23 protein-coding genes are annotated in these 21,842 nt (G+C 68.3%); 12 read left to right on the forward strand and 11 right to left on the reverse strand.

Annotated elements, in window-relative coordinates; all coding sequences use genetic code 11:
- Window position 1: 1 nt before the first annotated feature.
- Window positions 2-259, reverse strand: a complete 258-nt coding sequence (locus C5B90_RS03530; RefSeq protein ID WP_058565845.1) for an MTH865 family protein — start codon at window positions 257-259, stop codon at window positions 2-4.
- 152 nt (window positions 260-411) lie between these two features.
- Between C5B90_RS03530 and C5B90_RS03535 the strand changes: the two genes are divergently transcribed.
- Together C5B90_RS03535 and C5B90_RS03540 are read left to right on the forward strand one after the other, a co-directional pair.
- On the forward strand, window positions 412-1,458 hold the full coding sequence (locus C5B90_RS03535) for a M42 family metallopeptidase (RefSeq protein ID WP_115879134.1): 1,047 nt from the start codon (window positions 412-414) through the stop codon (window positions 1,456-1,458).
- Between the two features lie 144 nt (window positions 1,459-1,602).
- Window positions 1,603-2,226 carry a halocyanin domain-containing protein gene (locus tag C5B90_RS03540; protein ID WP_115879136.1) on the forward strand — a complete coding sequence of 208 codons (624 nt, stop codon included), beginning with the start codon at window positions 1,603-1,605 and terminating at the stop codon, window positions 2,224-2,226.
- A 91-nt stretch (window positions 2,227-2,317) separates the two neighbouring features.
- Here C5B90_RS03540 and C5B90_RS03545 read toward each other — a convergent pair whose 3' ends face one another.
- From C5B90_RS03545 to C5B90_RS03555, 3 genes are all read right to left on the reverse strand, one after another.
- The gene (locus tag C5B90_RS03545) at window positions 2,318-3,376 is read right to left on the reverse strand and encodes a glycosyltransferase family 4 protein (protein WP_115879138.1); all 1,059 of its coding nucleotides are present in this window, start codon (window positions 3,374-3,376) and stop codon (window positions 2,318-2,320) included.
- Window positions 3,377-3,481: 105 nt separating this feature from the next.
- Window positions 3,482-4,123 carry a DUF420 domain-containing protein gene (locus tag C5B90_RS03550; protein WP_115879140.1) on the reverse strand — a complete coding sequence of 214 codons (642 nt, stop codon included), beginning with the start codon at window positions 4,121-4,123 and terminating at the stop codon, window positions 3,482-3,484.
- A gap of 270 nt (window positions 4,124-4,393) precedes the next feature.
- Window positions 4,394-5,440, reverse strand: coding sequence for an NAD(P)-dependent glycerol-1-phosphate dehydrogenase (locus tag C5B90_RS03555; RefSeq protein ID WP_115879142.1), 1,047 nt, complete (start codon window positions 5,438-5,440; stop codon window positions 4,394-4,396).
- A gap of 201 nt (window positions 5,441-5,641) precedes the next feature.
- On the opposite strand from C5B90_RS03555, the gene C5B90_RS03560 reads away from it, so the two are divergent.
- The gene (locus C5B90_RS03560; protein WP_115879144.1) at window positions 5,642-6,514 is read left to right on the forward strand and encodes an alpha/beta hydrolase; all 873 of its coding nucleotides are present in this window, start codon (window positions 5,642-5,644) and stop codon (window positions 6,512-6,514) included.
- A gap of 28 nt (window positions 6,515-6,542) precedes the next feature.
- Here C5B90_RS03560 and C5B90_RS03565 read toward each other — a convergent pair whose 3' ends face one another.
- From C5B90_RS03565 to C5B90_RS03580, 4 genes are all read right to left on the reverse strand, one after another.
- Window positions 6,543-7,190: a LysE family translocator gene (locus C5B90_RS03565; protein WP_115880555.1), complete on the reverse strand. Its 648-nt coding sequence runs from the start codon at window positions 7,188-7,190 to the stop codon at window positions 6,543-6,545.
- 126 nt (window positions 7,191-7,316) lie between these two features.
- Complete coding sequence (locus tag C5B90_RS03570) at window positions 7,317-8,018, reverse strand: TMEM165/GDT1 family protein (protein WP_115879146.1); 702 nt, start codon at window positions 8,016-8,018, stop codon at window positions 7,317-7,319.
- The gene (locus C5B90_RS03575; RefSeq protein ID WP_049913377.1) at window positions 8,015-8,710 is read right to left on the reverse strand and encodes a metal-dependent transcriptional regulator; all 696 of its coding nucleotides are present in this window, start codon (window positions 8,708-8,710) and stop codon (window positions 8,015-8,017) included. Before C5B90_RS03575 ends, C5B90_RS03570 begins: the two co-directional genes overlap by 4 nt.
- Before the next feature lie 85 nt (window positions 8,711-8,795).
- Window positions 8,796-9,965 carry a threonine synthase gene (locus C5B90_RS03580; RefSeq protein ID WP_115879148.1) on the reverse strand — a complete coding sequence of 390 codons (1,170 nt, stop codon included), beginning with the start codon at window positions 9,963-9,965 and terminating at the stop codon, window positions 8,796-8,798.
- A 94-nt stretch (window positions 9,966-10,059) separates the two neighbouring features.
- On the opposite strand from C5B90_RS03580, the gene C5B90_RS03585 reads away from it, so the two are divergent.
- Window positions 10,060-11,337, forward strand: a complete 1,278-nt coding sequence (locus tag C5B90_RS03585; protein WP_115879150.1) for an NAD(P)/FAD-dependent oxidoreductase — start codon at window positions 10,060-10,062, stop codon at window positions 11,335-11,337.
- Window positions 11,338-11,382: 45 nt separating this feature from the next.
- Here C5B90_RS03585 and C5B90_RS03590 read toward each other — a convergent pair whose 3' ends face one another.
- Window positions 11,383-12,075: a metallophosphoesterase gene (locus C5B90_RS03590; RefSeq protein WP_115879152.1), complete on the reverse strand. Its 693-nt coding sequence runs from the start codon at window positions 12,073-12,075 to the stop codon at window positions 11,383-11,385.
- Between the two features lie 141 nt (window positions 12,076-12,216).
- Here C5B90_RS03590 and C5B90_RS03595 point away from each other — a divergent pair, with 141 nt between their 5' ends.
- Window positions 12,217-12,996, forward strand: coding sequence for a MarR family transcriptional regulator (locus C5B90_RS03595; protein ID WP_115879154.1), 780 nt, complete (start codon window positions 12,217-12,219; stop codon window positions 12,994-12,996).
- Between the two features lie 39 nt (window positions 12,997-13,035).
- On the opposite strand, the gene C5B90_RS03600 is transcribed toward C5B90_RS03595, so the two are convergent.
- Window positions 13,036-13,635 carry a J domain-containing protein gene (locus tag C5B90_RS03600; protein WP_115879156.1) on the reverse strand — a complete coding sequence of 200 codons (600 nt, stop codon included), beginning with the start codon at window positions 13,633-13,635 and terminating at the stop codon, window positions 13,036-13,038.
- Window positions 13,636-13,712: 77 nt separating this feature from the next.
- Here C5B90_RS03600 and C5B90_RS03605 point away from each other — a divergent pair, with 77 nt between their 5' ends.
- The 4 genes from C5B90_RS03605 (at window position 13,713) to C5B90_RS03620 (ending at window position 18,171) form a co-directional block, all read left to right on the forward strand.
- Window positions 13,713-13,961 carry a hypothetical protein gene (locus C5B90_RS03605; protein WP_115879158.1) on the forward strand — a complete coding sequence of 83 codons (249 nt, stop codon included), beginning with the start codon at window positions 13,713-13,715 and terminating at the stop codon, window positions 13,959-13,961.
- Between the two features lie 117 nt (window positions 13,962-14,078).
- Entirely contained in the window at window positions 14,079-16,355 is a 2,277-nt protein-coding gene (gene ppsA, locus C5B90_RS03610; RefSeq protein WP_115879160.1) for a phosphoenolpyruvate synthase, read from the forward strand.
- Window positions 16,356-16,481: 126 nt separating this feature from the next.
- Window positions 16,482-17,555, forward strand: a complete 1,074-nt coding sequence (mfnA, locus tag C5B90_RS03615) for a tyrosine decarboxylase MfnA (protein WP_115879162.1) — start codon at window positions 16,482-16,484, stop codon at window positions 17,553-17,555.
- A gap of 49 nt (window positions 17,556-17,604) precedes the next feature.
- The gene (locus tag C5B90_RS03620; protein WP_058565828.1) at window positions 17,605-18,171 is read left to right on the forward strand and encodes a YqaA family protein; all 567 of its coding nucleotides are present in this window, start codon (window positions 17,605-17,607) and stop codon (window positions 18,169-18,171) included.
- Between the two features lie 18 nt (window positions 18,172-18,189).
- Here C5B90_RS03620 and C5B90_RS03625 read toward each other — a convergent pair whose 3' ends face one another.
- Window positions 18,190-18,543: a hypothetical protein gene (locus C5B90_RS03625; protein ID WP_115879164.1), complete on the reverse strand. Its 354-nt coding sequence runs from the start codon at window positions 18,541-18,543 to the stop codon at window positions 18,190-18,192.
- Window positions 18,544-18,880: 337 nt separating this feature from the next.
- On the opposite strand from C5B90_RS03625, the gene metG reads away from it, so the two are divergent.
- The 3 genes from metG (at window position 18,881) to C5B90_RS03640 (ending at window position 21,758) form a co-directional block, all read left to right on the forward strand.
- On the forward strand, window positions 18,881-20,965 hold the full coding sequence (gene metG, locus C5B90_RS03630) for a methionine--tRNA ligase (protein WP_115879166.1): 2,085 nt from the start codon (window positions 18,881-18,883) through the stop codon (window positions 20,963-20,965).
- Between the two features lie 128 nt (window positions 20,966-21,093).
- Window positions 21,094-21,399 carry a hypothetical protein gene (locus C5B90_RS03635; protein ID WP_115879168.1) on the forward strand — a complete coding sequence of 102 codons (306 nt, stop codon included), beginning with the start codon at window positions 21,094-21,096 and terminating at the stop codon, window positions 21,397-21,399.
- Between the two features lie 71 nt (window positions 21,400-21,470).
- On the forward strand, window positions 21,471-21,758 hold the full coding sequence (locus C5B90_RS03640) for a hypothetical protein (protein ID WP_115879170.1): 288 nt from the start codon (window positions 21,471-21,473) through the stop codon (window positions 21,756-21,758).
- Window positions 21,759-21,842 lie beyond the last annotated feature (84 nt).

Here is a 21,842-nt window from a genome sequence, read left to right on the forward strand (position 1 = left end):
CTCAGATCATGTCTTCGGCCTTGAGGCCGGCGATGATGTCGTCGACGAGGCTCTCGGGGTCCTCGTACGGGAAGTCCTGGTGCTTGCCGAGCTTGGCGGCCAGCTCCATCGCCGTGATGGTCACGTCGTCGGCCTTGAACTTCGTGCCCGGACCGTTCGGGAGCGCGGGGACGAGAGACATCTGGTTCTTCACGGGGAAGTCGGCGTTCGCGAAGGCGTCCATGAACTGCTCGCGGAGCTGAGATTCGGTGTCGGACATACCGTGTACCTACGTAGAGAGGTGGAAAAGGGTTCCGGAACAATAATGAATATATTTAGAGTTCTTTGCGAGACGGCGCGGCGGGCGGTCGAGTGTCGGCACGGTCGCCCGGGACTGATGGACTTATCTACAACGGCAATTCATGCACTCGCATGGACTTCGACTTCGACCGCCTGAAGCAGCTCACGGAGACCAGCGGCGTCCCCGGCTACGAGGACCGAATCCGCGCGCTCGTCCGCGAGGACCTCGAAGAGACGACAGACACCGTCCGGGTCGACGCGATGGGCAACGTCGTCGGCACCATCGAGGGCGAGGGCGACTACGAGGTCGCCGTCGCCGCCCACATGGACGAAATCGGCTTCATGGTCCGCCACGTCAACGACGAGGGCTTCCTGCAACTCGACGCCCTCGGCGGCTGGGACCCCCGCGTCCTGAAGGCCCAGCGCGTGACCGTCCACGCCGAAGACGAGGACCTCACCGGCGTCATCGGCTCTGTTCCCCCGCACACGCTGACTGAAGAGCAGAAAAAGAAGGAGCCGAAGGTCGAGGACGTGTACGTCGACCTCGGCCTGCCCGCCGAGACCGTCGAGGAGACCGTCTCCGTCGGCGACCTCGTGACGATGGAACAGACGACCGTCCGCATGGGGAACCACGTGACGGGCAAGGCCATCGACGACCGCGTCTGCCTGTTCGCCATGCTGGAGGCCGCCCGGCGCATCGAGAACCCCGAGGTGACCGTCCACTTCGCCGCGACGGTCCAAGAGGAAGTCGGCCTCCGCGGCGCGCAGGCGCTCGGCGTCGACCTCGACCCAGACCTCGCACTCGGTCTCGACACCACCGTCGCCAACGACGTGCCCGGCTTCGACCCCGCGGACCACGTCACGAAACTCGGCGAGGGCGCGGGCATCAAGCTCAAGGACTCAAGCGCCATCGCCAACCCGAAGGTCCACCGCCGCCTCCGCGCCGTGGCCGAGGACAACGACATCGCCTACCAGATGGAACTGCTCCCCGCGGGCGGCACCGACACTGGCGGCTTCCAGAACAGTTACGGCGCGAAGCCCGTCGGCGCGATTTCGATGCCGACGCGCTACCTCCACACCGTCACCGAGAGCGTCCACGAGGACGACGTGGTCGCCTACATCGACCTCCTGACGGCGTTCTTGGAGAGCGAGACGGGCGAGTTCGACTACACGCTGTAAGCGACCCCCGAAGACGACCACGGGAGGCGACCCCCAGCGGCGCGCCCGACATCGGGTGGACACCCCCCTATATCGAGGCGCGGCACCCCCGACCGGCGGACGAGAACCAAAGTATTCACTACAGGCCCACACCAAGCGGCGGACATGACCGACGGCAACGCGGATATGTCTCGGCGGGCGTTCCTCGGGGCGGCCGCTGGCGGCGCGGCGGTCGCCGCCACTTCCGGCACGGCCGCGGCGCAGACGGAAGAACCAGACTTCGGCGGCTACCTCGACGGCATCGACGGAGGCATCGAAGACCTCCGTGGCCAGAGCGAGGTCACCATCGAAGTGGGCGCAGAAGGTAACGGCGGCGCACTCGCGTTCGCCCCGGCTGGCGTCTGGATAGACACTGGAACGACCGTGACGTGGGAGTGGACCGGCGAAGGCGGCGGACACAACGTCGTCGCGAGCGAGGGCGCGTCGCTCGACTCCGGCGCGGCCGTCTCCGAGGCCGGCAGCACCTACGAGTACACCTTCGAAGAGGGCGACGCGGGCATCACGAAGTACCACTGCGCGCCCCACGAGGCGCTCGGCATGCTCGGCGCGGTCGCCGTCGGCGGCGACGTGCCGACCGTCACCACCGGCGGTGGCGGCGGTTCGAACCTCCCGCAGGTTCCGGACAGCGCGAAGTCCCTCGGCGTGGCGACGACGTTCGCGATGGTCGCGACGCTCGGCCTCGCGTACTTTTTCATGAAGTACGGCGGCGACTACGACGTTCAGGACTGACGCGGTCGTCACTCCTCTCGATTTTTACCAGTCGCGAGCGGCCGCACTCGCCGCCTCGGCCGCCGCGACAGCCGCCGGCACGGTGGCCGAGTCAGAAGAAGCCGTAGTCGTCGCGCTCGGTCTCGTACACCGACTCGTACTGTTCGATGACACGCCGGTAGTCGTAGCTCGCGAAGTCGTCGTCGACCGTCTCGTGGTCGTACCTGCGGGCGGCGACGATTTCGTCCGCGAGTTCCTGCGGACTCGTGACGAGCGACCCGCGCTCACGGCCCTCGACGAGTTCGTGGGCCGACGAGCGGGCCTGATACTCGACGATGGAGACACAACCGCAGGCGAGCGCCCACAGCAGATTCGTCGCGAAAGGTTCGACCGTCGCCGTCTGCGCGAAGACGTGCGCGCCCTTCATGATGGGTACCGCCTCGTCCGCGGGGAGTTCGCCGAGGAACTCCACGCGGTCGTCGATGCGGAGGTCGCGGGCGGTCTGTTCGGCCGTCGAGCGCTCCGGGCCGTCGCCGATGACGGCGGCGGACCAGTCCTTGTCTCGGAGTTCCGCGAGCGCGAGGAGGAAGCTCTCGACGTTCGCGTGCTCGTCGAGGTCGCGGGCGTACACCACGTCCGCGCGCTCCTCGGCGTCGGCGCTCCGGACGAGGTCCATGCTAATCGGTTCGGGGACGAGGTGGGTCGCGTCGACCGACGCGCCGAGTTCGCGGACCTGCGTGCGGACCATCTCGGAGGGGACCAAGACGGCGTTCGGGGCCTTCGCCGCCCGCCGGTAGGCCCGCGAGCCGCCGCGGTCGTCGCGGGACCACCAGTCGGCGACGACCGGCGTCCGGAGGAACCGCGCCGCGGTCCTGACCGCCGCGACGTGCGACGGCGGGTAGCTCGCGACCTGAATCACGTCGGGAGAAACCTCGCGGAGGGCGAAGGGAACGCGGGAGGCGAAGCCGCCGACGGAGGGCGCGTCGGTCACGCGGTGATAGGTCACCTCGTCCTGTTTGAACTCGACAACGTCGCCGTCCCACCACTTCGCACAGAGCACCGTGACCTCGTGGTCGCGCTCGGCGAGGAGTTCGGCCGTCCGTCGGAGCCGTCTGGTCGCTCCCGTCTCCTCGTGGTGCGTCGTGTACATCGAGACGAGCGCGACTCGCATATTCGCCGCCACTACGCCGCGCAATAAAAATCCACAGTTTTCGAGGACGCGACGCGGGCGGCCGCCGGAGCGTCGAGGGAACGGGGCGCGGTCCGGCGACGCGATTCAGAACCCGACGGCGGGGGCGACGAGCGCGCCCGCGGACTCGACGGCGGTGACCGTGTACTCCCAACTGTAGATGTGGTTGAGAAGCAGGTACGTCACGACCCCGAGGGCGAGCGAGACGAGCCACGCGCCCGCCGCGATACGGCCGACCTTCCGGTGGGGCGTCTCGGTCCGGAGTTCGCGCTCGGAGTGGGTTATCCCGAGGATGAGCGCGTAGAGGACGACCGGCACCGAGACGATAGAGAGGATGATGTGAATCGCCAGCATCGCCAGATACGGGTAGTACGCGAACGCGGGGCCGACGAACTCCTTGGTGCCGCCGCCGCCGATTTTCGTGAGGTACATCACGAGGAAGACGAGGATGAGGCCGAACGACGTGACCATCGCGGCCGCGTGCTTCCGGACCTCGTTGCGGCGAATCCAGCGCCACCCCGCCGCGATGACGAGGACGTTCACCGTGTTCACGACGGCGATGGCGTCCGAGAGGAGGTTCACCTGTGGGAGCGACAGGTCGGGAAAGACCCTGCCGGGGACGACGCCGAGGAAGGTCCCGATGACGAGGGCGTACCCGACGACCGAGAGGACGGCGGTCGCGGCCGCGGGGTGTTCCTTCAGGGGGTTGTCTGCGCTCGCAGTTGCCATGGGCGGGGGTTGGGAAGACGGCGTATTCCGTCTTCGGGTTCCGGACGGCGTTTGAGAATGGTACTACCGAGACTCGACTCAACCCAGCGACTGTGCGAAGTCGACTTGCTTCGGTCGAAACCTCGTGTCACGGAGTTCGGAGAGCACCACGTCGTGTGACACGAAAGCGCGGTACCACGAGCGAGGCCGGAGGCCGAGTCTCGTGGCTTTTTCCCTCCAGGTTTTTGTGCCGAGTGGTCGCTCCGCGACCCGAGGCGTAAAAAGGAGGGCTTAGATGACGCCGGTGATGGTCGCGGCCTCGATGGCCGCCTCCTCGCTGACGCCGTTGCCGAGAATCGTGTAGCGGTCGCGAATCTCGTGGGCGGTCGTGAGCGCCTCGATAATCGTCTCGTCGTCGATGCCGAGTTCGTCCGCCGTCGTCGGCGCGCCCATCGTCGAGAGAGCGTCGCGGATGTCGGTCCACTCGCCGCGCGCGCCGCTGTGGAAGTACTCGGTCATGATGGAGCCGACGCCGACTTGGTGGCCGTGGAGGGCGCTCCCGGGGGCGATGCGGTCGAGCTGGTGCGAAAAGAGGTGTTCCGCGCCCGACGCGGGCCGCGAGGAGCCGGCGATGGACATGGCGACGCCCGAGGAGACGAGCGCCTTCGTCACGATCCACGCGGACTCTTCGAGCCCCGGTTTGATGGAGTCGGCGCTCCCGACGAGCATCTCGGCGGTCATCTGCGAGAGCGCGCCCGCGTACTCGGAGTACTCGACGTTCTTCAGGCGGTGGGCCAGCTCCCAGTCTTTGACCGCGGTGTAGTTCGAGATGATGTCGGCGCAGCCGGCGGTCGTGAGTTCCCACGGGGCCTCCGCGAGCAGTTCCGTGTCTGCGACGACCGCGAGCGGCGGGTCGGCGGCGACCGAGTGGCGGGTGTCGCCCTCGGGAATCGACGACCGGCCCGAGACGATGCCGTCGTGGCTCGCCGCCGTCGGGACCGAGATGAAGCCGCAGTCGAGGCGGTCGGAGGCCATCTTCGCCACGTCGATGGGCTTGCCGCCGCCGAGGGCGATGAGGTAGCCCGCGTCGGCCTCGCGGGCCGCGTCGACGACGCGCTCGACCGACTCGAAGCTCGCGCGGTCCAAGGAGACCGAATCGATGTCGTCGAACTGCTCGCGAACCCGGTCGCCGGCGATGCGGTTCGGCGACGGGCTCGTGACGAGAAACGGGTTGCCAGAGAGGTACAACTCGTCGACCGCGGCCGAGAGGTCGTCGAGCACGCCGTGGCCCTGAAGCACGCTCCGGGGCAGCTTTATCCACGTCGATTTGTCGAACATACGCGGAAATCGGCCACGGCGGTTCATAGTGTTTCTCGTCTCGGTGGCCCGAACCCCGCCGGCTCGGCCACCCCGACCGCGAGACTGTCGCCCGGTTTCGGTCGCCTCGTGGGACAATACCTCAACGTACCGAACCGTAGTTTGATTTATCACGTTCCGCTTCGCACGAAAGACACCCGCAGACGCGCGGGTAGACAACCCATGGCACACAGACGGCAGTTTCTCGCGACGACAGCAGCAGCGCTCTCCGGACTCGCGGCCCTCGGAAGCGGTCCCGCGGCCGCCGCGTCGGTCCCCCACGTCTCGACGCGCGACCACTTCGACGACGACGGGTCGCTCGCGTCCGGTCACACCGCCCGCGGCTACGACACCTCCGGCGACGTGCCCGGCGTCGACGCCGGATGCGCCTCCGACCTGACCGTGTTCGTCCACGGCTGGGACAAGGACGGCGACGACCCCGAGGCGGCCGCCCTCGACAAGATAGCGACGGCCGACGCCGAACTCTCCGCCGCCGGCTACGGCGGGACGGTCGTCGGCTACACGTGGGACAACGACAAGGGCGGCGGCTGGGACTACGGCTGGGGCGAGTCGCAGGACATCGCCCAGGCGAACGGCCGCAAACTCGCGCAGTTCGCCGTCGACCTCAAGGCGGCCTGCCCGGGTGCGACCCTCCGATTCGCCAGCCACTCGCTCGGCGCGCAGGTCGTCTTCAGCGCGCTCCGAACCCTCGACGGCCGAAGCGACTGGACCGACCCGGGCCACGAGGTGGCGACCGTCCACCCGTTCGGGGCCGCGACCGACAACGAAGTTCCCGGGGAGGAAGAAGGGCGGGCCACCTACGAGGCCATCCGCGACCGAACCGGCCACGTTCACAACTACTACAACGAGGCCGACGACGTGCTGCAGTGGGTGTACAACACCATCGAGTTCGACCAGGCACTCGGCGAGACGGGCCTCGAAGACGGCGACACGCCGCCCGGGAACTACACCGACCACGACGTTGAGGGACAGGTCGGCGACGACCACAGCAACTACCTGAACACGATTGCCGACGACATCGTCGGCGACATGTAGCGGCTCAGAAACTCATTTTTTCCGCGCGTCAGAGCACGAGCGACTGCACCGCGTCCCAGATGAAGACGACACCGAACCCGCCGAGAACGACGGCGCTGACGGCGGCGACGACGGGCGCGAAGGAGTCGACGCGTTGTTCGGCCGCGACGAGCGCCGCGGGGAAGCCGGTTACCCAGACCGCGATGCCGCCGAAGAAGCCGAGGATGAGCGCCGGACTGCCCGTCTCGACGATGAGCAGGTTCGACAGCGACGCGCCGAGATAGGGCGTGTGGGCGAGCACGTCGACGGTCCCGGTTTCGAGCAGGCCGACGCCGATAGTGAGCCAGAACAGAATCTGATAGGGGTTCGTCAGCGCGAGCACGAACGCCTTCGTGAAGCCGGCGCTGTCCTCGTCGGGGGCGGCGGCCTCGCGGAACGTGGTGTCCATCTCCTGTGCCGCGCCGTAGGCGAAATAGAGCATGAGGACGCCCCCGGCACCGACCATGACGGCCTGCGCCGTCGGGAACTGCTCGACGAACGCGACGAGACCGAGCGCCGCGAGGACGAAAAACAGCGCGTCGGCGCTCATCGCGCCGAGGCCGGCGCGAGCGCCCGCGGTCCACCCGCGGACGACGCTCTCCTCGGCGATGACGGCGTTCATCGGACCGGGCGGTGCGGCGAGCGCCAGCCCGAACACCAACCCGGCACCCAGGGACGGAAGGAGGGTAGACATGGCTCTCTCTTGGGCGCGATGCCGTGAAAAATGGCGCGGAAGCGACGGCGTTGGGGGTTCGAACCGGTCACGGCGCGACCGGGGGAGACCTCAGACCAGCGCGAGGACCGCGTCGCTGACGGTGCCGACGAGCGTCTCCCAGATGGAGAAGCCGGTCCCGATGGCGAGCAGGGTGTCGAAGGCGAAGAAGCCGAACAGGGCGGCCGCGCCGAGGTACGCCTTGCGCGTGTCGACCCGGCCCGAGAAGCGGTGGAAGAAGTACGCGTTGGCGATGCTCACGGGGATGATGGCGAGCATCTCGCCCACCCAGATGGCCGAGGTCGCGCCGTACTGCACGGCCAGCCCGATGGTGACGAACTGGGTCTTGTCGCCGAACTCGCCCACGGCCATCATGGCGAATATGGGCAGGAAACCGCCGAAGCCCTGCGTCGATAGCTCGCGGCCGAACACCGTCAGCGTGTCGTCGAACGCGGAGACGCCGCCGTCGGTGGTCGCGGCCCCGCTCTCCGCGGACGCGTCGGGCGCGGAGCGATAGAGCAACACCGCGAACGTGGCGAACAGGACGGCGGTGATGGCGTCGAGCGCGGCCGGCGGGAGCGCGCTCTTGAGCGCCTGCCCGAGCATGATTTCGAGGGCCGTCCAGAGTGCGAACGCCGACCCCGCGGCCGCGACGACGACCTTCGGGTCGAAGCGAGTCGAGAGGCCGGCGATGATGAACTGGACCTTCTCGCCCGGCAGGACCGCAAGTTGGGAGACGAGGGCGATGACGAGAATCTCCCACCAGCCGGTCACGCCGGCGACACCTCCTCGCTACTCGGCTCGTCGGGCGGGCGGACGCGAATCGTTCGGGCCACGGACTCCGGGAGGCTCTGCTCGCGACCGTCGTCGCCGACGCGCACGGTTACCATCCCGAAGGGGGCGATGTCGGTCACTTCGATGGTCGTCCCGGGCGTGACGCCGGCCTCAGAGAGGTACTCTAACTCCGCGGGGTCGCGGTCGCTGACGCGGGCGACCACGAGGCGGTCGCCGACCTCGCACTCGGAAAGCGCCGACAGGCCCGAGGAGTCCGGCGGCGTGAGGTCGGCGCTCGGGATGGGGTCGCCGTGGGGGTCGACCTCGGGTTCGCCGAGGGCGGCCGCGACCCGCTTTTCGAACTCCTCGCTGATGTGGTGCTCGAGCGCGTCGGCCTCGTCGTGGACCTCGCTCCACGAGTAGTCGAGGTGCTCCGTGAGATACGCCTCCAAGAGGCGGTGATGTCGGAGGACTTCGAGCGCGACGGTCTCGCCTTCCGTGGTCAGTTCGACGCCTTTGTACTTCTCGCGGTCGACCAGCCCGCGGTCTTCGAGCTTGCCGACCATGCTCGTCACGGTCGGCGGCGTCTTCCCGAGGTACTCCGCGATGTCGGAGGTCGAAACCGGCGGTCCCTGCTCCATCTGGAGCGTGTAGATAGCCTTCAGATAGTCCTCCATCACGTCGCTCAACATACCACGGATTAGATGCGTCTAAAGTAAAAGTCTGATGGAGATAACGAGCGAGTTCGAACGGGGCCCAGCCGGCCGAATCGACCGCTTAGACGCCCTGTCCCATCAGATGACTGCGGAGGATGTCGGCGTTCTTCGTCCCGGACTCGGTGTTGACGACGACGACCGTGTCGCCCTCGTCGAACTCGTCTGCGAGTTCCCACGCGCCGGCGAGCGCGACGCCGCCCGCGGGGCCGACTTCGACGCCCGCGGTCTGGGCGGCGGTGACGGCGGATTCGAGCGCGTCGTCGTCGCTGACGGCGACAGCCGCGCCGCCGGACTCGCGGACGGCGCGGAGCGCGAGCGACCCGCCCGCGGGGTCCGGAATCTCCAGTTCGCCGACGATGGTGTCCGGCTGGTTCCACGCCTCGTGGGCGTCGCTGTCGGCCTCCCATGCGGTGGTGACCGGCGAACAGCCGACCGGCTGCGCGGCAACGAGTTTGGGCACCGACTCGACCAGTCCGAGTTCGACGAGGTCGGAAAAGCCCTTGTAGACGCCGTAGGCGAGTTCGCCGGTCGAGACGGGGACGACGACCCAGTCGGGGACCGACCAGTCGAGGCGCTCTGCGACCTCGTAGGCGATGGTCTTCGCGCCGTCGTGGCGGTAGGGGTTGTCGAACTCCTGCAGGGAGTACCAGTCGCTCTTGAGCTGTTCGTGGAGCGCGGAGAGGGCGTCAGGGTAGCGCCCGCCGACGACCTTCATCTGGCCGCCGTGGACGTTCACCATGGCCTTGTTCGGGAACGGCGTCCGCGAGGGGACGAAGCCGTAGGACCGTGCGTCCACGAGGCCCGCGTAGGAGGCCGCGGACTGCGCGCCGTTGCCGGGCGAGGCGTGCGCGACGACCTCGGCGTCGGCCTCGCGCGCGGCGGTGACGGCGAGCGAGAAGCCGCGGTCGAGGAACGTCCCGGTCGGGTTGCGGCCCTCGTCCTTGATGAGGAGCGACCCGACGCCGGCCTCCTCGCCGAGCGCGTCGGCCGCGACGAGGGGCGTCGCGCCCTCGTTGGCCGTCACCGGCTCCGCGAATGGGAGCAGTTCGCGGTAGCGCCACATCGTGTCGAAGGGGCGCTCGGCGAGCGTCTCGGCGTCCCACTCGACCGCGTCGAGGTCGTAGGTGGGGTCAAGCGGCGCGTCGGCGTCGCTCACGCCGGTTGCGTCCGCGTCGTACTCGTCGCCGGTCTCCGTGCACACCAGCCCGGAGAAGGTGTCGGACATCTGCATAGCCGGGGCTTACGGGGGGAGGGACTAAGCCCTTCTCGTCGGTCGATGGCCGCCACCCGTAGCGGCTTTGTGTCGCCCGTCCGAGAGACGAGATATGGACGATAGCCACATCGCGGTCGTCGGCGCGGGCCTCGCGGGCCTCGTCGCCGCGCGACACCTCGCCGCCGACGGGGCCGACGTGACCGTCGTGGAGCGGCGCGACGACGTCGGCGGGCGGGTCCGGACCCGAACGAAAGACGGCTTCACGCTCGACCGCGGGTTTCAGGTCCTCTTCACCGACTACCCCGCGGTCCGGCGGGAACTCGACCTCGACGCCCTCGACCTCCGGCGGTTCACGCCCGGCGCGACCATCTGCCGGCCAAGCAGACGCGCGGTGCTCTCTGACCCCCTCCGCGACATCGGGAGTCTGTTCGAGTCCGTCCGCAACCCCGAGGTGACGACGAGCGACAAGCTTCGGACGCTGGCGCTCAGACAGGACGTGAGCAGCCGCGACGAGGAGGGAATCTTCGCCTCGGCGGACCGAAGCATCCGGTCGTACCTCCGCGACTGGGGCTTCTCCGAGGACTACATCGAGCACTTCGTCGCGCCCTTCTACGGCGGCATCACGCTCGACCGCTCGCTCTCCTCGTCGAAGCGGGTGTTCGAGTACACGTTCAAGATGCTCTCGACGGGGAGCACCGCAGTCCCCGCGGCGGGGATGCAAGCGGTTCCCGAGCAACTCGCCGACGCCGCCCGCGACGAGGGTGCGACCGTCCGCCTCGGCGAGCGCGTCGAGTCGGTCCAGTCCGACGGCGACGGGGCGGTCGTCACCACGGGCCGCGAGTCAATCGAAGCCGACGCGGTCGTTGTCGCCACAGACCCCAAGGAGGCGCGCCGCCTGACCGGCGTCGGGTCGATTCCGACCGAGGCACACGGCTGTGTCACCCAGTACTACACGCTTCCGAGCGGGAGCGGCCTCGACGCGGGCAAGCGCATCATGCTCAACGCGCCGAGCCCCGACCCCAACACAGTCGTCCCGCTTTCGACCGTCGCGCCGGAGTACGCCCCGCAGGGAACGGAACTCCTGAACGCGACGTTCCTCGGCGCGACCGCGCAGGACGAGTCCGAGGAGGAACTGTTCGAGAAGACCCGCCGGACGCTCGAAGCGTGGTACCCCGAGCGCTACTTCGACGACCTCGAACTGCTCCACACCGACTACATCTCCTTCGCGCAGTTCGCCCAGCCACCGGGGGTCCACGAGTCGCTCCCGGACGCCCGCGACGCTCCCGGTCGCGCGTACCTCGCCGGCGACTACACCACGTGGTCGTCGATTCAGGGCGCGATGCGGAGCGGGAAGGATGCCGCCGACGCCGTCCGCGACGACCTCTCGTAATCGCGCGCTTCGCCGTCGTTTTCCATTCACCGCCTACTTCGACAGTCAGAGCAAGCGTCGTAGCTTCCCCAGCGGCGGGAACGTGAGCGTCTCGGCCGCCTCCACGTCGCGGACGAGCGGCCTGAAGTCGTCGGCGTCGGTGACGAGCGGCGACTGGAAGTCGGACGCGCGCATCCGGTTGACTTCGACCCCGGCCGCGAAGCGGGTGAACGCCGGGAGCATCAGCACGTCGCCGCCGCGGTAGGCGTCGGGGCCGTAGAGGACGCAGGGCCGCCGCCGACCCTCGATGGAGAGCGTCGGATGGTCGTGGCCGACGACGTAGCGGTCGGCGTCGCCGTCGGGTTCGCGGTGGCCGTGACAGACGAGCGTCCCGTCGGCGAGGCGGTACTCGTCGTGCACGTCGCCCGACCAGCCCTCCGCGAGCATCGTGTCGTGGTTGCCGGCGACGAACACCGGGTCGGCACCGGCGTCGTCGCACGTCTCCGCGAGGGTTTCGAGGGCCGCAACGTGGCGGTCCGAGACGCGGTCGAACCGGTGGAGCACGTCGCCGGCGAAGACGACTTCGCGGGGGGCGAACTCGACGCAGTAGGTGTGCAGGCGCTCCGCGAGGTCGGGTCCCTCGCCGAGCGGAAAATCGACCGCCGAGGCGTCCGCTCGGCCGACGTGCAGGTCCGCGAGGACGAGCGCGTCGGCGTCGGGGAGAAAGAGAGCGCGCTCGCGGACGGAGACGCGTGTCACGACCGAGTGGACGGCCCTCGAAGACAAATCTCCACCGGAGGCGAGCGCCGCACCAAGGGGCGGCGAGAGGCCAGCAAAGGCGGGGCCGGTGCCGCCGCCGGAGCAGGGGCCTTTTTAGTCGGTGCGTCCCACGTTCGGCACATGAGCGGCGCACTGGAGGACAAGCGCACCGCGACCCGCTTTCGCATCCTCGCCGAGATAGCCGACCGACAGCCGGCGGTGAGTCAGGGCGAAATCGCCGAGGCGGTCGGGGTGACGAGTCAGGCGGTCTCCGAGTACATCCGCGACCTCGTCGAAGACGGGCTCGTCGAAAAGCAGGGCCGGTCGCGCTACCGCGTGACGAAAGAGGGCGTCGACTGGCTGTTTCAGGAGGCACGCGCCCTCCAGCGGTTCGCCGAACACGTCACCGACGACGTGCTGGAGAGCGTCAACGAGGACGCCGCAATCGTCACCGACGACGTGGCGGCCGGCGACACGGTGACCCTGTCGCTCCGCGACGGCCTGCTCCACGCCACGCCCGGCGACGACGGCCCGGCCATCGGCGTCGCCACCACCGACGCCGAAGCGGGCGACGCGGCCAGCGTCACCGGCTTCGAGGGCGTCATCGAGATGGAGCCCGGCTCGGTCCGCGTGCTGCAGGTGCCGCCCGCGCGACTCGCCGAGTCCGACGCGGTCGACTCGGACGCGCTCGCGGCGGCGTGCGACGAGGCCGACATCGTCGTCGCCGCGGGCGTCGAGGCCGTCGTCGCCTGCCGCCACGCGGAGGTCGACGTGAAGACGTGGTTCGCGCCGGGCGAGGTCGCCGCCGACGCCGCGGCCCGCGGACTCGACGCCGCGGTCGTCGCCAGCACCGACACCGCCGGGCGCGTGACCGACGCGCTCCGCGACGCGGGCGTGCTGTTCGAAGTGACGGAGCCGTAGCTCCGCGCCGGTTTCGGTTTTTCAATTCGAGGTCGCCGCTTAGCTCTCGGCGTGTTCTCGCGCCATCGTGTACGCCTCCCGTAGCTCGCGGAACCGCTCTCTGTCGCCGCCGTGGTCGGGATGCACGTCTTTCACCCGCGCTCGATAGGCGTCTCTGACGGCGTCCGAGGAGGCGTTCGCGGGGAGGTCGAGTCGGTCGAACGCGGCCGAAACGGGGTCGTCGAGGTCGGCCAGTTCGGGCTCGATGTCCGGCACGTCGAAGGGGAGCCGTCGCCCGAGTTGGCCGCCGGGCATCTCGTGTTCGCAGAGGACGGCGTAGACGCCGGCGCGTTCGAGGCGGAAAAACGCCTGCGCGTCGAAGGTGATGGCGACGCCGCGGTCGGGGAGGAAGAACGCAACCGTCTCGCCGCGGACCGGGCGGTCCTCGACGAACCGCTCGTCGATGGAGGTGAGGTAGTCGCGGATTTCGTGGCGGCGGCGGCCCGTCCCGTCGACGCGGGGGCCGCGGGAGACCCGCCGCTCCGGGAAGACACGACCGCCGACGACGAAGACGCCGGCGACGACGACGGAGGCGACCGCGCCCGCGGCGAGGCCGACGATGAGCCACGGCGGGAGCAGAAAGACCCACTCCGGAAGCACGCTAGAAATCACGGGACGAGCGATTATGAACCCCTCGCTGCCCGTACCGATTTGCCGCCGGCGGCCCAAGCGTCGGTATGCGACCGATTCGCTTCGAGGAGGCCGACAGCGCGGAGCGCACGCAAATCGGCGAGGGACTGACGCGACCGGCCGTCGCCGCCGGGCGACTGGAGACGGGCCGCGCGGACGGGAAGTACTTCCTCCGGCACGACGACGGCTGTGCGGTCTGCGGAAAGCCGGTCGAAGCAGGGTCGCCGTTCTACCTCGACCCCGACACCGGCGAAATCCTCTGCGAGGAACACGGACGGGCGCGGCGAGAGTCCTGAGAACGGCTGTTTCCGGGTCGACGCCGCAATTTCATACTCGCCTTCGAGTGAGTTTTCATTCATACTTGTTTCGTTCGCAAACTTCTTTATCGGGGTACGGGACCATACGAACATCACATGGCTGTAGTCTGGCTGGACGACGTACGGGCTGACGACCTCGACCTGGTCGGTGGGAAAGGCGCGTCGCTGGGCGAACTAACCGGTGCGGGGCTTCCCGTCCCGCCGGGATTCGTCGTGACGGCGAGCACGTACCGCGCGTTCATCGAGGACGCGGGCATCGACGACGAGCTGTTCGCCGCGGTCGAGGTCGACCACGAGGACTCCGCGGCGCTGCAGGCGGCCCACGAGGCGGCTCACGACCTCATCATGGAGACGCCGATGCCGGACGACGTGCGGGAAGAAATCCTCGACGCCTACCGGAGCGTCGGCGAGGGCGACGCCTTCGTCGCCGTCCGGTCGTCCGCGACAGCCGAGGACCTGCCTGACGCCTCCTTCGCGGGCCAACAGGAGACCTTCCTCAACATCACCGAGGAGGACCTCCTCGACCGCGTCAAGGAGTGCTGGGCCTCGCTGTTCTCCGAGCGCGCCATCTACTACCGCAACCGGAAGGGCTTCCCCCACGACAAGGTCGACATCGCGGTGGTCGTCCAGCAGATGGTCGACGCCGAGAAGTCCGGCGTGATGTTCACCCGCCACCCCTCGACCGGGAAAAAGGAGATTATCATCGAGGCGGCGTGGGGTCTGGGCGAAGCCGTCGTCTCCGGCACCGTCTCGCCCGACAACTACGTCATCAGCCGCGAGACCGGCGAGGTCGAGACGGCGACCATCGCGGACAAGAAGACGATGTGCGTCCGCGACGAGGAAACCGGCGAGACCGTCATGCGCGACGTGCCGAACGACCACCGCCACGAGCGCGTCCTCACCGACGACGAGGTGTCCCGCCTGCTCGAACTCGGCGAACTGGTCGAAGACCACTACGAGACGCCGCAGGACGTCGAGTGGGCCGTCTACGACGGCGAGGTCTACATGCTCCAGTCGCGCCCGATTACGACCATCGCGGAGGGCGACGACGGCGAGGAAGACGAGAGCGACAGCGGACGTTCGCGGGCGGCCGCAACGGGCGACGACGTGCTCATCCGCGGCCTCGGTGCGAGTCCCGGCATCGCCTCCGGCCGCGCCCGCATCGTCACCAAGCTCGACCACCTCGACCAGGTGGCCGAGGGCGACATCATCGTCACCGAGATGACCATGCCGGACATGGTGCCCGCGATGAAGCGCGCCGCCGGCATCGTCACCGACGAGGGGGGCATGACCTCCCACGCGGCCATCGTCTCCCGCGAACTCGGCGTGCCCGCGGTCGTCGGCACCGGCGACGGGACGAAGACCCTCGAAGACGGCGAGGTCGTCACCATCGACGGCGACAAGGGAACTGTCCGCGAGGGCGAAGAGCCCGAGGAGAAACAGCGCCAGCCCGTCGAGGAGGCCCGCCCCAAGACGCCCGTCAAGCCGATGACCGCGACCGAGGTCAAGGTCAACGTCTCCATCCCCGAGGCGGCCGAGCGCGCGGCCGCAACGGGCGCTGACGGCGTCGGCCTGCTCCGCATCGAGCACATGGTTCTGACGCTCGGCAAGACCCCCGAGCGGTTCATCGAGCAGAACGGCGAGCGCGCCTACGTGGACGAAATCGTCTCGGGCGTCCGCGAGGCCGCAGAGGAGTTCTACCCGCGGCCGGTCCGCGTCCGCACTCTCGACGCGCCGACAGACGAGTTCCGACAGCTCGAAGGCGGCGAGAACGAGCCGCGCGAACACAACCCGATGCTCGGCTACCGCGGCATCCGCCGCGGCCTCGACAACCCGAGCGTCTTCCGCCTCGAACTGCAGGCGTTCCGCCGCCTGTTCGACATGGGCTACGACAACCTCGAAGTCATGTTCCCGCTCGTCAACGACGCGGAGGACGTGCTGCGAGCGAAAGAGCACATGCGCGAGGCCGGCATCGACCCCGAAAAGCGCGAGTGGGGCGTCATGATAGAGACGCCGGCCGCGGCGCTCTGCATCGAAGAGCTCGCCGACGCCGGCATCGACTTCGCCTCGTTCGGTACGAACGACCTGACGCAGTACACCCTCGCGGTGGACCGCAACAACGAGCACGTCGCCGACATCTACGACGAACTGCACCCGGCGGTGCTCAAACTCATCGGCGACACCATCGAGACGTGCCGCGAGGTCGGCGTGAAGACGAGCATCTGCGGGCAGGCCGGGTCGAAGCCCAAGATGGTTCAGTTCCTCGTCGACAAGGGCGTCAGCTCCATCTCGGCCAACATCGACGCCGTCCGCGACGTGCAACACGAGGTCAAGCGCGTCGAACAGCGGCTCCTCCTCGACTCGGTCCGCTGAGGTCCGACAAGAGCCCTCGAACCGCTCCGTTTTCGTCTTTTCTTGACTCCGTAGCGGCGGCCGCGACTGGGCGAGGCGGCGCACCGGAGCGGAACCGATATACTGGGTGTGGTTATAGTGGGATGCATGCAGCGCGCGGCACCGCAGGAGTTCGACCGCGTCCTCTCTTCGATGTGCACCCGACCGCACCCGGCCGCCCGGAAGGCCGCAGAGCGGTTCTTTGCCACCAATCCCGGCGACCCGGCGACCTATCAGGCCGTCGCCGCCCTCGAAGAAGACGCACTCTCGTACCTCGGCGAGATTACCGGCCTCTCGGCCCCCCACGGCTACGTGACAAGCGGCGGGACCGAGGCCAACATCCAGGCCATCCGGGCCGCGCGAAACCACGCCCGCGACGACGACCCGAACGTCGTCGCCCCCGAGAGCATCCACTTCAGCTTCCAGAAGGCCGCCGACGTGCTCGACGTGGAACTCCGAATCGTGCCCGTGGACGACGACTACCGCGCGAACGTCGCGGCCGTCCGCGAGGCCGTCGACGACCACACCGTCCTCGTGGCCGGCGTCGCCGGCACGACCGAGTTCGGCCGCGTCGACCCGATTTCCGAGTTGACGGCGGTCGCCCACGACGCCGGCGCGCTGATGCACGTCGACGCCGCGTGGGGCGGCTTCATCCTCCCCTTCACCGACCACGAGTGGTCGTTCGCCCACGCGCCAATCGACTCGATGACCATCGACCCCCACAAGTACGGGCAGGCGGTCGTCCCCGCCGGCGGTCTGTTGTTCCGCGAGAAGTCGGTCGTGGACTCGCTGGCGGTCGATACGCCGTACCTCGAATCCGCGTCGCAGGCGAGTCTCACCGGGACCCGAAGCGGCGCGGGCGTCGCCTCCGCGGCCGCCGCGATGCGCGAACTCTGGCCCGACGGCTACCGCGACGCCTACGAGCGCCAGCAGGCGAACGCCGAGTGGTTCTACGACGAACTCCGCTCTCGGGGCTACGACGCGGTCGAACCGGACCTCCCGCTGGTCGCCGCGAGCGTCCCCGACGGGCAGTTCGAGTCGCTCCGGGACCTCGGCTGGCGCATCTCGCGGACCGCGAGCGGCGAACTCCGCATCGTCTGCATGCCGCACGTCTCCCGCGAGTCGCTCCGGGCGTTCCTCTCGGACCTCGACGACCTCCGGTCGACCCCGACGCGCAACTGAGCCGGTCCGAACCTGAAAACTTACAACCGACTGGCTTCGACCCTCTCGTGTGTCTCTCACCGCGTTCGCATCGCTCGCAGACCTGACGCTCAGTCTGTACCCCGACTTCTCGTGGCTCTCGTCGCTGGTCGAGACGGCCACCGGCTGGGTCGGGCTAGTCATCATCTTCGCGTACTCGTTTCTCATCGCCTTCGCCCTCCCGGGCGTGAGCGAAATCGTCCTCGCCGCCCCGCTCGACCTCGGGCTCCCCTACAGCGCGAAGCTGGCGGTCATCATCCTCGTCAGCGGCGCGGGCAAAGCCGCCGGGAGCGTCTTCGCATTCCACATCGGCCGACAGACGAAGGAGTCGGGCTACGTCGAGCGAGCGCTCGAACGGCTCCCGGTCGACGTGATGGGCTGGACCGAGCGCAAGGCCGTCCAAATCGCACAGAACTGGGGCTTCGCCGGGCTCGCGGCCGCGCTCTGCGTGCCGGGGTTCCCCGACACGCTCTCGATTTACGCGTTTTCGGTCCTCGAAGACGACTACCTCAAGTTCGCCGCCGCGACGTTCGTCGGCTCCTGCGGCCGACTCGTCGTGACGGTCATCGGCATCGAGGCCGCGCTGGCGTTCCTCTGAGCGGGGCGCACGCGCGGGTCAGCCGCTCGCTTCTGAGCCCGTCGCTGTCTCCGAAGTCGCTTCGAACGACTCGACGGACGCGTAGTTGACGACGACGAACGCGGCGAACAGAACGACCGCGAGCGCCGCGAACGACAGCGACAACGTCCGGCACGTGGCCGCGGACAGGCCGAGGCGTCGGCCGACCGACTCGATTGCGAAGAGCCCGGCGAGCGCGAGCGAGACGCCGATAGCGAGAATCCAGCCGCCGCCGAGCGGCGACTGCGGGACGAGGAGGAGACCGTATCCGGAGACGAACAGTCCGAGGAGGACGGCGAACACGGCGGCGAAGCCGACGCTCCGGGCTGGCGAGGAGGCGGTGGTCGTAGTCACGCAGAACAGGGCGTCGGCCGACGAGATAGCGATTCCGTGACTCGTGTTGGCGCGTCGCCGACACGGGCTCCCGCGGTCGGTCGAGTGCGGCGGTCCCGAGCGGCCCCGATGATTTATACGCCCGCTCGGCTTCAGTACCGGTGTGACCGCGACGGGTCTCCCCGACAACATGCGTATGCGCGCTCCCTTTTAGCCGCGGGTGGACCCGCCTTCGGCCGTCGCCTCGGTAACGTGAGACGACGGTCGGGTCCGGCGAACCTCGGGGCAGAATCGCACCGCCAGACAGACGCATCCGAAGCGGCGGGCTTTAGGCCCGCTTCCGAGATACACGACACATATGAGTCACGAGGACTTCCCCACGGAGAACCCAGCGGTGGTGACGTGTGGACTGCCGTACGCCAACGGCGACCTCCACATCGGCCACCTCAGAACGTACGTCGGCGGCGACATCTACAGTCGCTCGCTGCGAGCACTCGGCCAGCAGACGGCCTTCGTCAGCGGGTCGGACATGCACGGCACGCCCGTCGCCGTCAACGCCGAGAAGGAGGGCGTCACGCCCGAGGAGTTCGCGCTCCGCCACCACGAGAAGTACGAGGCGACGTTCCCCCGCTTCAACATCGAGTTCGACAACTACGGCCACACTCACGACGAGACGAACACCGAACTGACACAGGAAATCGTCCGCACGCTCGAAGCCGAGGGCTACGTCTACGAGAAGGAGATTCCGGTCGCCTACGACCCCGACGCGGACCAGTGGCTCCCCGACCGCTTCGTCGAGGGCGCGTGTCCGTACTGCGGCGCGCACGCCCGCGGTGACGAGTGCGACGAGGGGTGCGGCCGCCACCTCGAACCCGGCGAAATCGAAGCCCCGACCTCGACGCTCACCGGCAACGCCGCGGAGTACCGCGAGCGCGAGCACAAGTTCTTCGCGGTCTCCGACCTCCAGGACTACCTCCAGGAGTTCATCGACCGCCTCGAAGGCACCTCGAACGCCCAGAACCAGCCCCGCGAGTGGATCGAGGGCGAACTGCAGGACTGGTGTATCACCCGCGACATGGACTGGGGCATCGACTACCCCGGAGAGGAGGGTGACGACCTCGTGCTGTACGTCTGGGTCGACGCGCCCATCGAGTACGTCTCTTCCACCAAGCAGTACACGGAGCGCGTCGGCGCCGACACGTTCGACTGGGAGGCCGCGTGGAAGGAGTCCGGAGACATCGTCCACATCATCGGCCGCGACATCATCCAGCACCACACCGTGTTCTGGCCGGCGATGCTCCGCGGCGCGGGCTACGTCGAACCGCGCGCGGTCATGGCCTCCGGCTTCATCACGCTCAACGGCAAGGGCTTTTCCACCTCGCGCAACCGCGCCGTCTGGGCCGACGAGTACCTCGACGAGGGCTTCCACCCCGACCTGCTTCGGTACTACCTCGCCACCAACGGCGGGTTCCAGCAGGACGTGGACTTCTCGTGGTCGAAGTTCAAAGACCGCGTGAACAGCGAACTCGTCGGCACAGTCGGCAACTTCCTCTACCGGTCGATGCTCTTCGCGTACCGCAACTTCGAGGGGACGCCCGACGCCGACGTGTCCGAGGAAGTCGAAGCCCGCATTCAGGAGGCTATCGACGAGTTCGAAGCTGGCATCAACGACTACTCGGTCCGGAAGTCCGGCAACGCCGCCGTCCGCCTCGCGCAGTTCGGCAACGAGTACATCCAGCGCAACGAGCCGTGGAAGCTCACCGACGAGGACCCCGAGGCCGCGGCGCAGGTCATCCGCGACTGCGTCCAGATTGCGAAGGCCATCGCCGTGCTGTTCTTCCCCGTCGCGCCGGGCAAGATGCAGGCGCTCTGGGAGCAACTCGGCGAGGACGGCTCGGTGGCCGACACCGGCGTCGACGACGCCTTCGAGGCCCCGCCGGCGTCCTTCGGCGAGCCCGAGGCGCTGTTCGAGAAAATCGAAGACGAGCGCGTCGAGGAACTCAACGAGAAGCTCGAAGCGCGCGTGGCCGAGACGGAATCCGAAAGCGACGAGTCCGACGAGGACGCGGAGGAGGATATGGACGCTGACACCGACGCCGACATCGACTTCGAACCCATCGCCGACGACCGCATCAGCTTCGAGGACTTCCAGGAACTCGACATCCGCGTGGGCGAAATCGTCGCCGCCGAGGGCATCGACGGCGCGGACAAACTCGCCAAGCTCACCGTCGACATCGGCGTCGAAGAGCGCCAAATCGTCGCCGGCATCAAACAGCTTCACGACCTCGACTCGCTCGCCGGGTCGAAGGTGATCATCGTCGCCAACCTCGAGAAGGCCGAACTGTTCGGCGTCGAGTCCAACGGGATGCTGCTGGCCGCGGGCGACGAGGCCGACATCCTGACGACCCACGGCGACGCCGTCCCCGGCACGAAAGTTCAGTAAGCGACTGCCTTCGACCCGATACGAGACCGCCCGCGACCCGATTTTTCGACGCGCTGTTTTCGTCCCACGCAGCCCCGTGTCAGACGCGGACCACAGCGCCTAACTGCGCCGACCCCCGAGCGCCGCCCATGCGAATCGGAAGACGGGAAGCGGTCGGCATCGTCGTCGCGCTCGCGGTGTTCGCGGGCGTCGTCGCCGCGGTCACGGGCGGTGGCGCGGGTACCCTGACCGTCGAACGCGTGGACGAACTCCCGCAGGGACAGGGCGCGGTCGCCTTCGGCAACCTCGACCCCGACCAGCGCGAGACGTTCGAGGAGGCAGTGTCAACCGGCGAACCGACAGCGATACCGAACGAGGCCGCGAGAAACGAGTTCGTCGACCCCGGCTACGTCCGGTACGACGGCGGCATCTACCGGACGACCGTCTCCAACTGACCCGACGTTCGACGCTCGAATCCCACGTCGCAATCGGAGCCGATTTGAGCGACGACGCTGGAGCGCCGCCCATGCGAGTCAGCGTGCTACTCGCCGTGGCGCTCGTCGTCTCGACGGGCTGTCTCGGCGGTGGAGGCGGGACGGCGAAACTGAGCGTCACCCGAGTTGACGACCTCCCGCAGGGCGAGGGGGCCGTCTCGTACCAGAACCTCGCGCCGGCCCAGCAGTCGGCGTTTCGGGAAGCGCACGGGGGCGAACCCGTGACGCTCCGGGAGGGAACGGACAGAAACGAGTTCCGCGATCCCGGTTACGTCCGGTACGACGGCGGAATTTACCGAACGACAATTATAGTTCTGTGAGGCCGACCGAGCGGTCAGTTCGATAGGCGAACTATAGAGAGTACGTATGCGAACCCGTTACTCGGCACCGAGTTCATCATCGGG

Origin of the sequence: Haloferax sp. Atlit-12N (assembly GCF_003383095.1) — an archaeon.
Lineage (GTDB): Archaea > Halobacteriota > Halobacteria > Halobacteriales > Haloferacaceae > Haloferax.

Excerpts from the sequence above, each read along its gene's own strand:
- ppsA (WP_115879160.1), top strand. The coding sequence starts at position 14,079 with ATGGCTGTAGTCTGGCTGGACGACGTACGGGCTGACGACCTCGACCTG.
- C5B90_RS03535 (WP_115879134.1), top strand. The coding sequence starts at position 412 with ATGGACTTCGACTTCGACCGCCTGAAGCAGCTCACGGAGACCAGCGGC.
- C5B90_RS03635 (WP_115879168.1), top strand. The coding sequence starts at position 21,094 with ATGCGAATCGGAAGACGGGAAGCGGTCGGCATCGTCGTCGCGCTCGCG.
- C5B90_RS03560 (WP_115879144.1), top strand. The coding sequence starts at position 5,642 with ATGGCACACAGACGGCAGTTTCTCGCGACGACAGCAGCAGCGCTCTCC.
- C5B90_RS03585 (WP_115879150.1), top strand. The coding sequence starts at position 10,060 with ATGGACGATAGCCACATCGCGGTCGTCGGCGCGGGCCTCGCGGGCCTC.
- mfnA (WP_115879162.1), top strand. The coding sequence starts at position 16,482 with ATGCAGCGCGCGGCACCGCAGGAGTTCGACCGCGTCCTCTCTTCGATG.
- C5B90_RS03550 (WP_115879140.1), bottom strand. The coding sequence starts at position 4,123 with ATGGCAACTGCGAGCGCAGACAACCCCCTGAAGGAACACCCCGCGGCC.
- C5B90_RS03595 (WP_115879154.1), top strand. The coding sequence starts at position 12,217 with ATGAGCGGCGCACTGGAGGACAAGCGCACCGCGACCCGCTTTCGCATC.
- C5B90_RS03530 (WP_058565845.1), bottom strand. The coding sequence starts at position 259 with ATGTCCGACACCGAATCTCAGCTCCGCGAGCAGTTCATGGACGCCTTC.
- C5B90_RS03555 (WP_115879142.1), bottom strand. The coding sequence starts at position 5,440 with ATGTTCGACAAATCGACGTGGATAAAGCTGCCCCGGAGCGTGCTTCAG.
- metG (WP_115879166.1), top strand. The coding sequence starts at position 18,881 with ATGAGTCACGAGGACTTCCCCACGGAGAACCCAGCGGTGGTGACGTGT.
- C5B90_RS03605 (WP_115879158.1), top strand. The coding sequence starts at position 13,713 with ATGCGACCGATTCGCTTCGAGGAGGCCGACAGCGCGGAGCGCACGCAA.
- C5B90_RS03540 (WP_115879136.1), top strand. The coding sequence starts at position 1,603 with ATGACCGACGGCAACGCGGATATGTCTCGGCGGGCGTTCCTCGGGGCG.
- C5B90_RS03575 (WP_049913377.1), bottom strand. The coding sequence starts at position 8,710 with ATGTTGAGCGACGTGATGGAGGACTATCTGAAGGCTATCTACACGCTC.
- C5B90_RS03640 (WP_115879170.1), top strand. The coding sequence starts at position 21,471 with ATGCGAGTCAGCGTGCTACTCGCCGTGGCGCTCGTCGTCTCGACGGGC.
- C5B90_RS03580 (WP_115879148.1), bottom strand. The coding sequence starts at position 9,965 with ATGCAGATGTCCGACACCTTCTCCGGGCTGGTGTGCACGGAGACCGGC.
- C5B90_RS03545 (WP_115879138.1), bottom strand. The coding sequence starts at position 3,376 with ATGCGAGTCGCGCTCGTCTCGATGTACACGACGCACCACGAGGAGACG.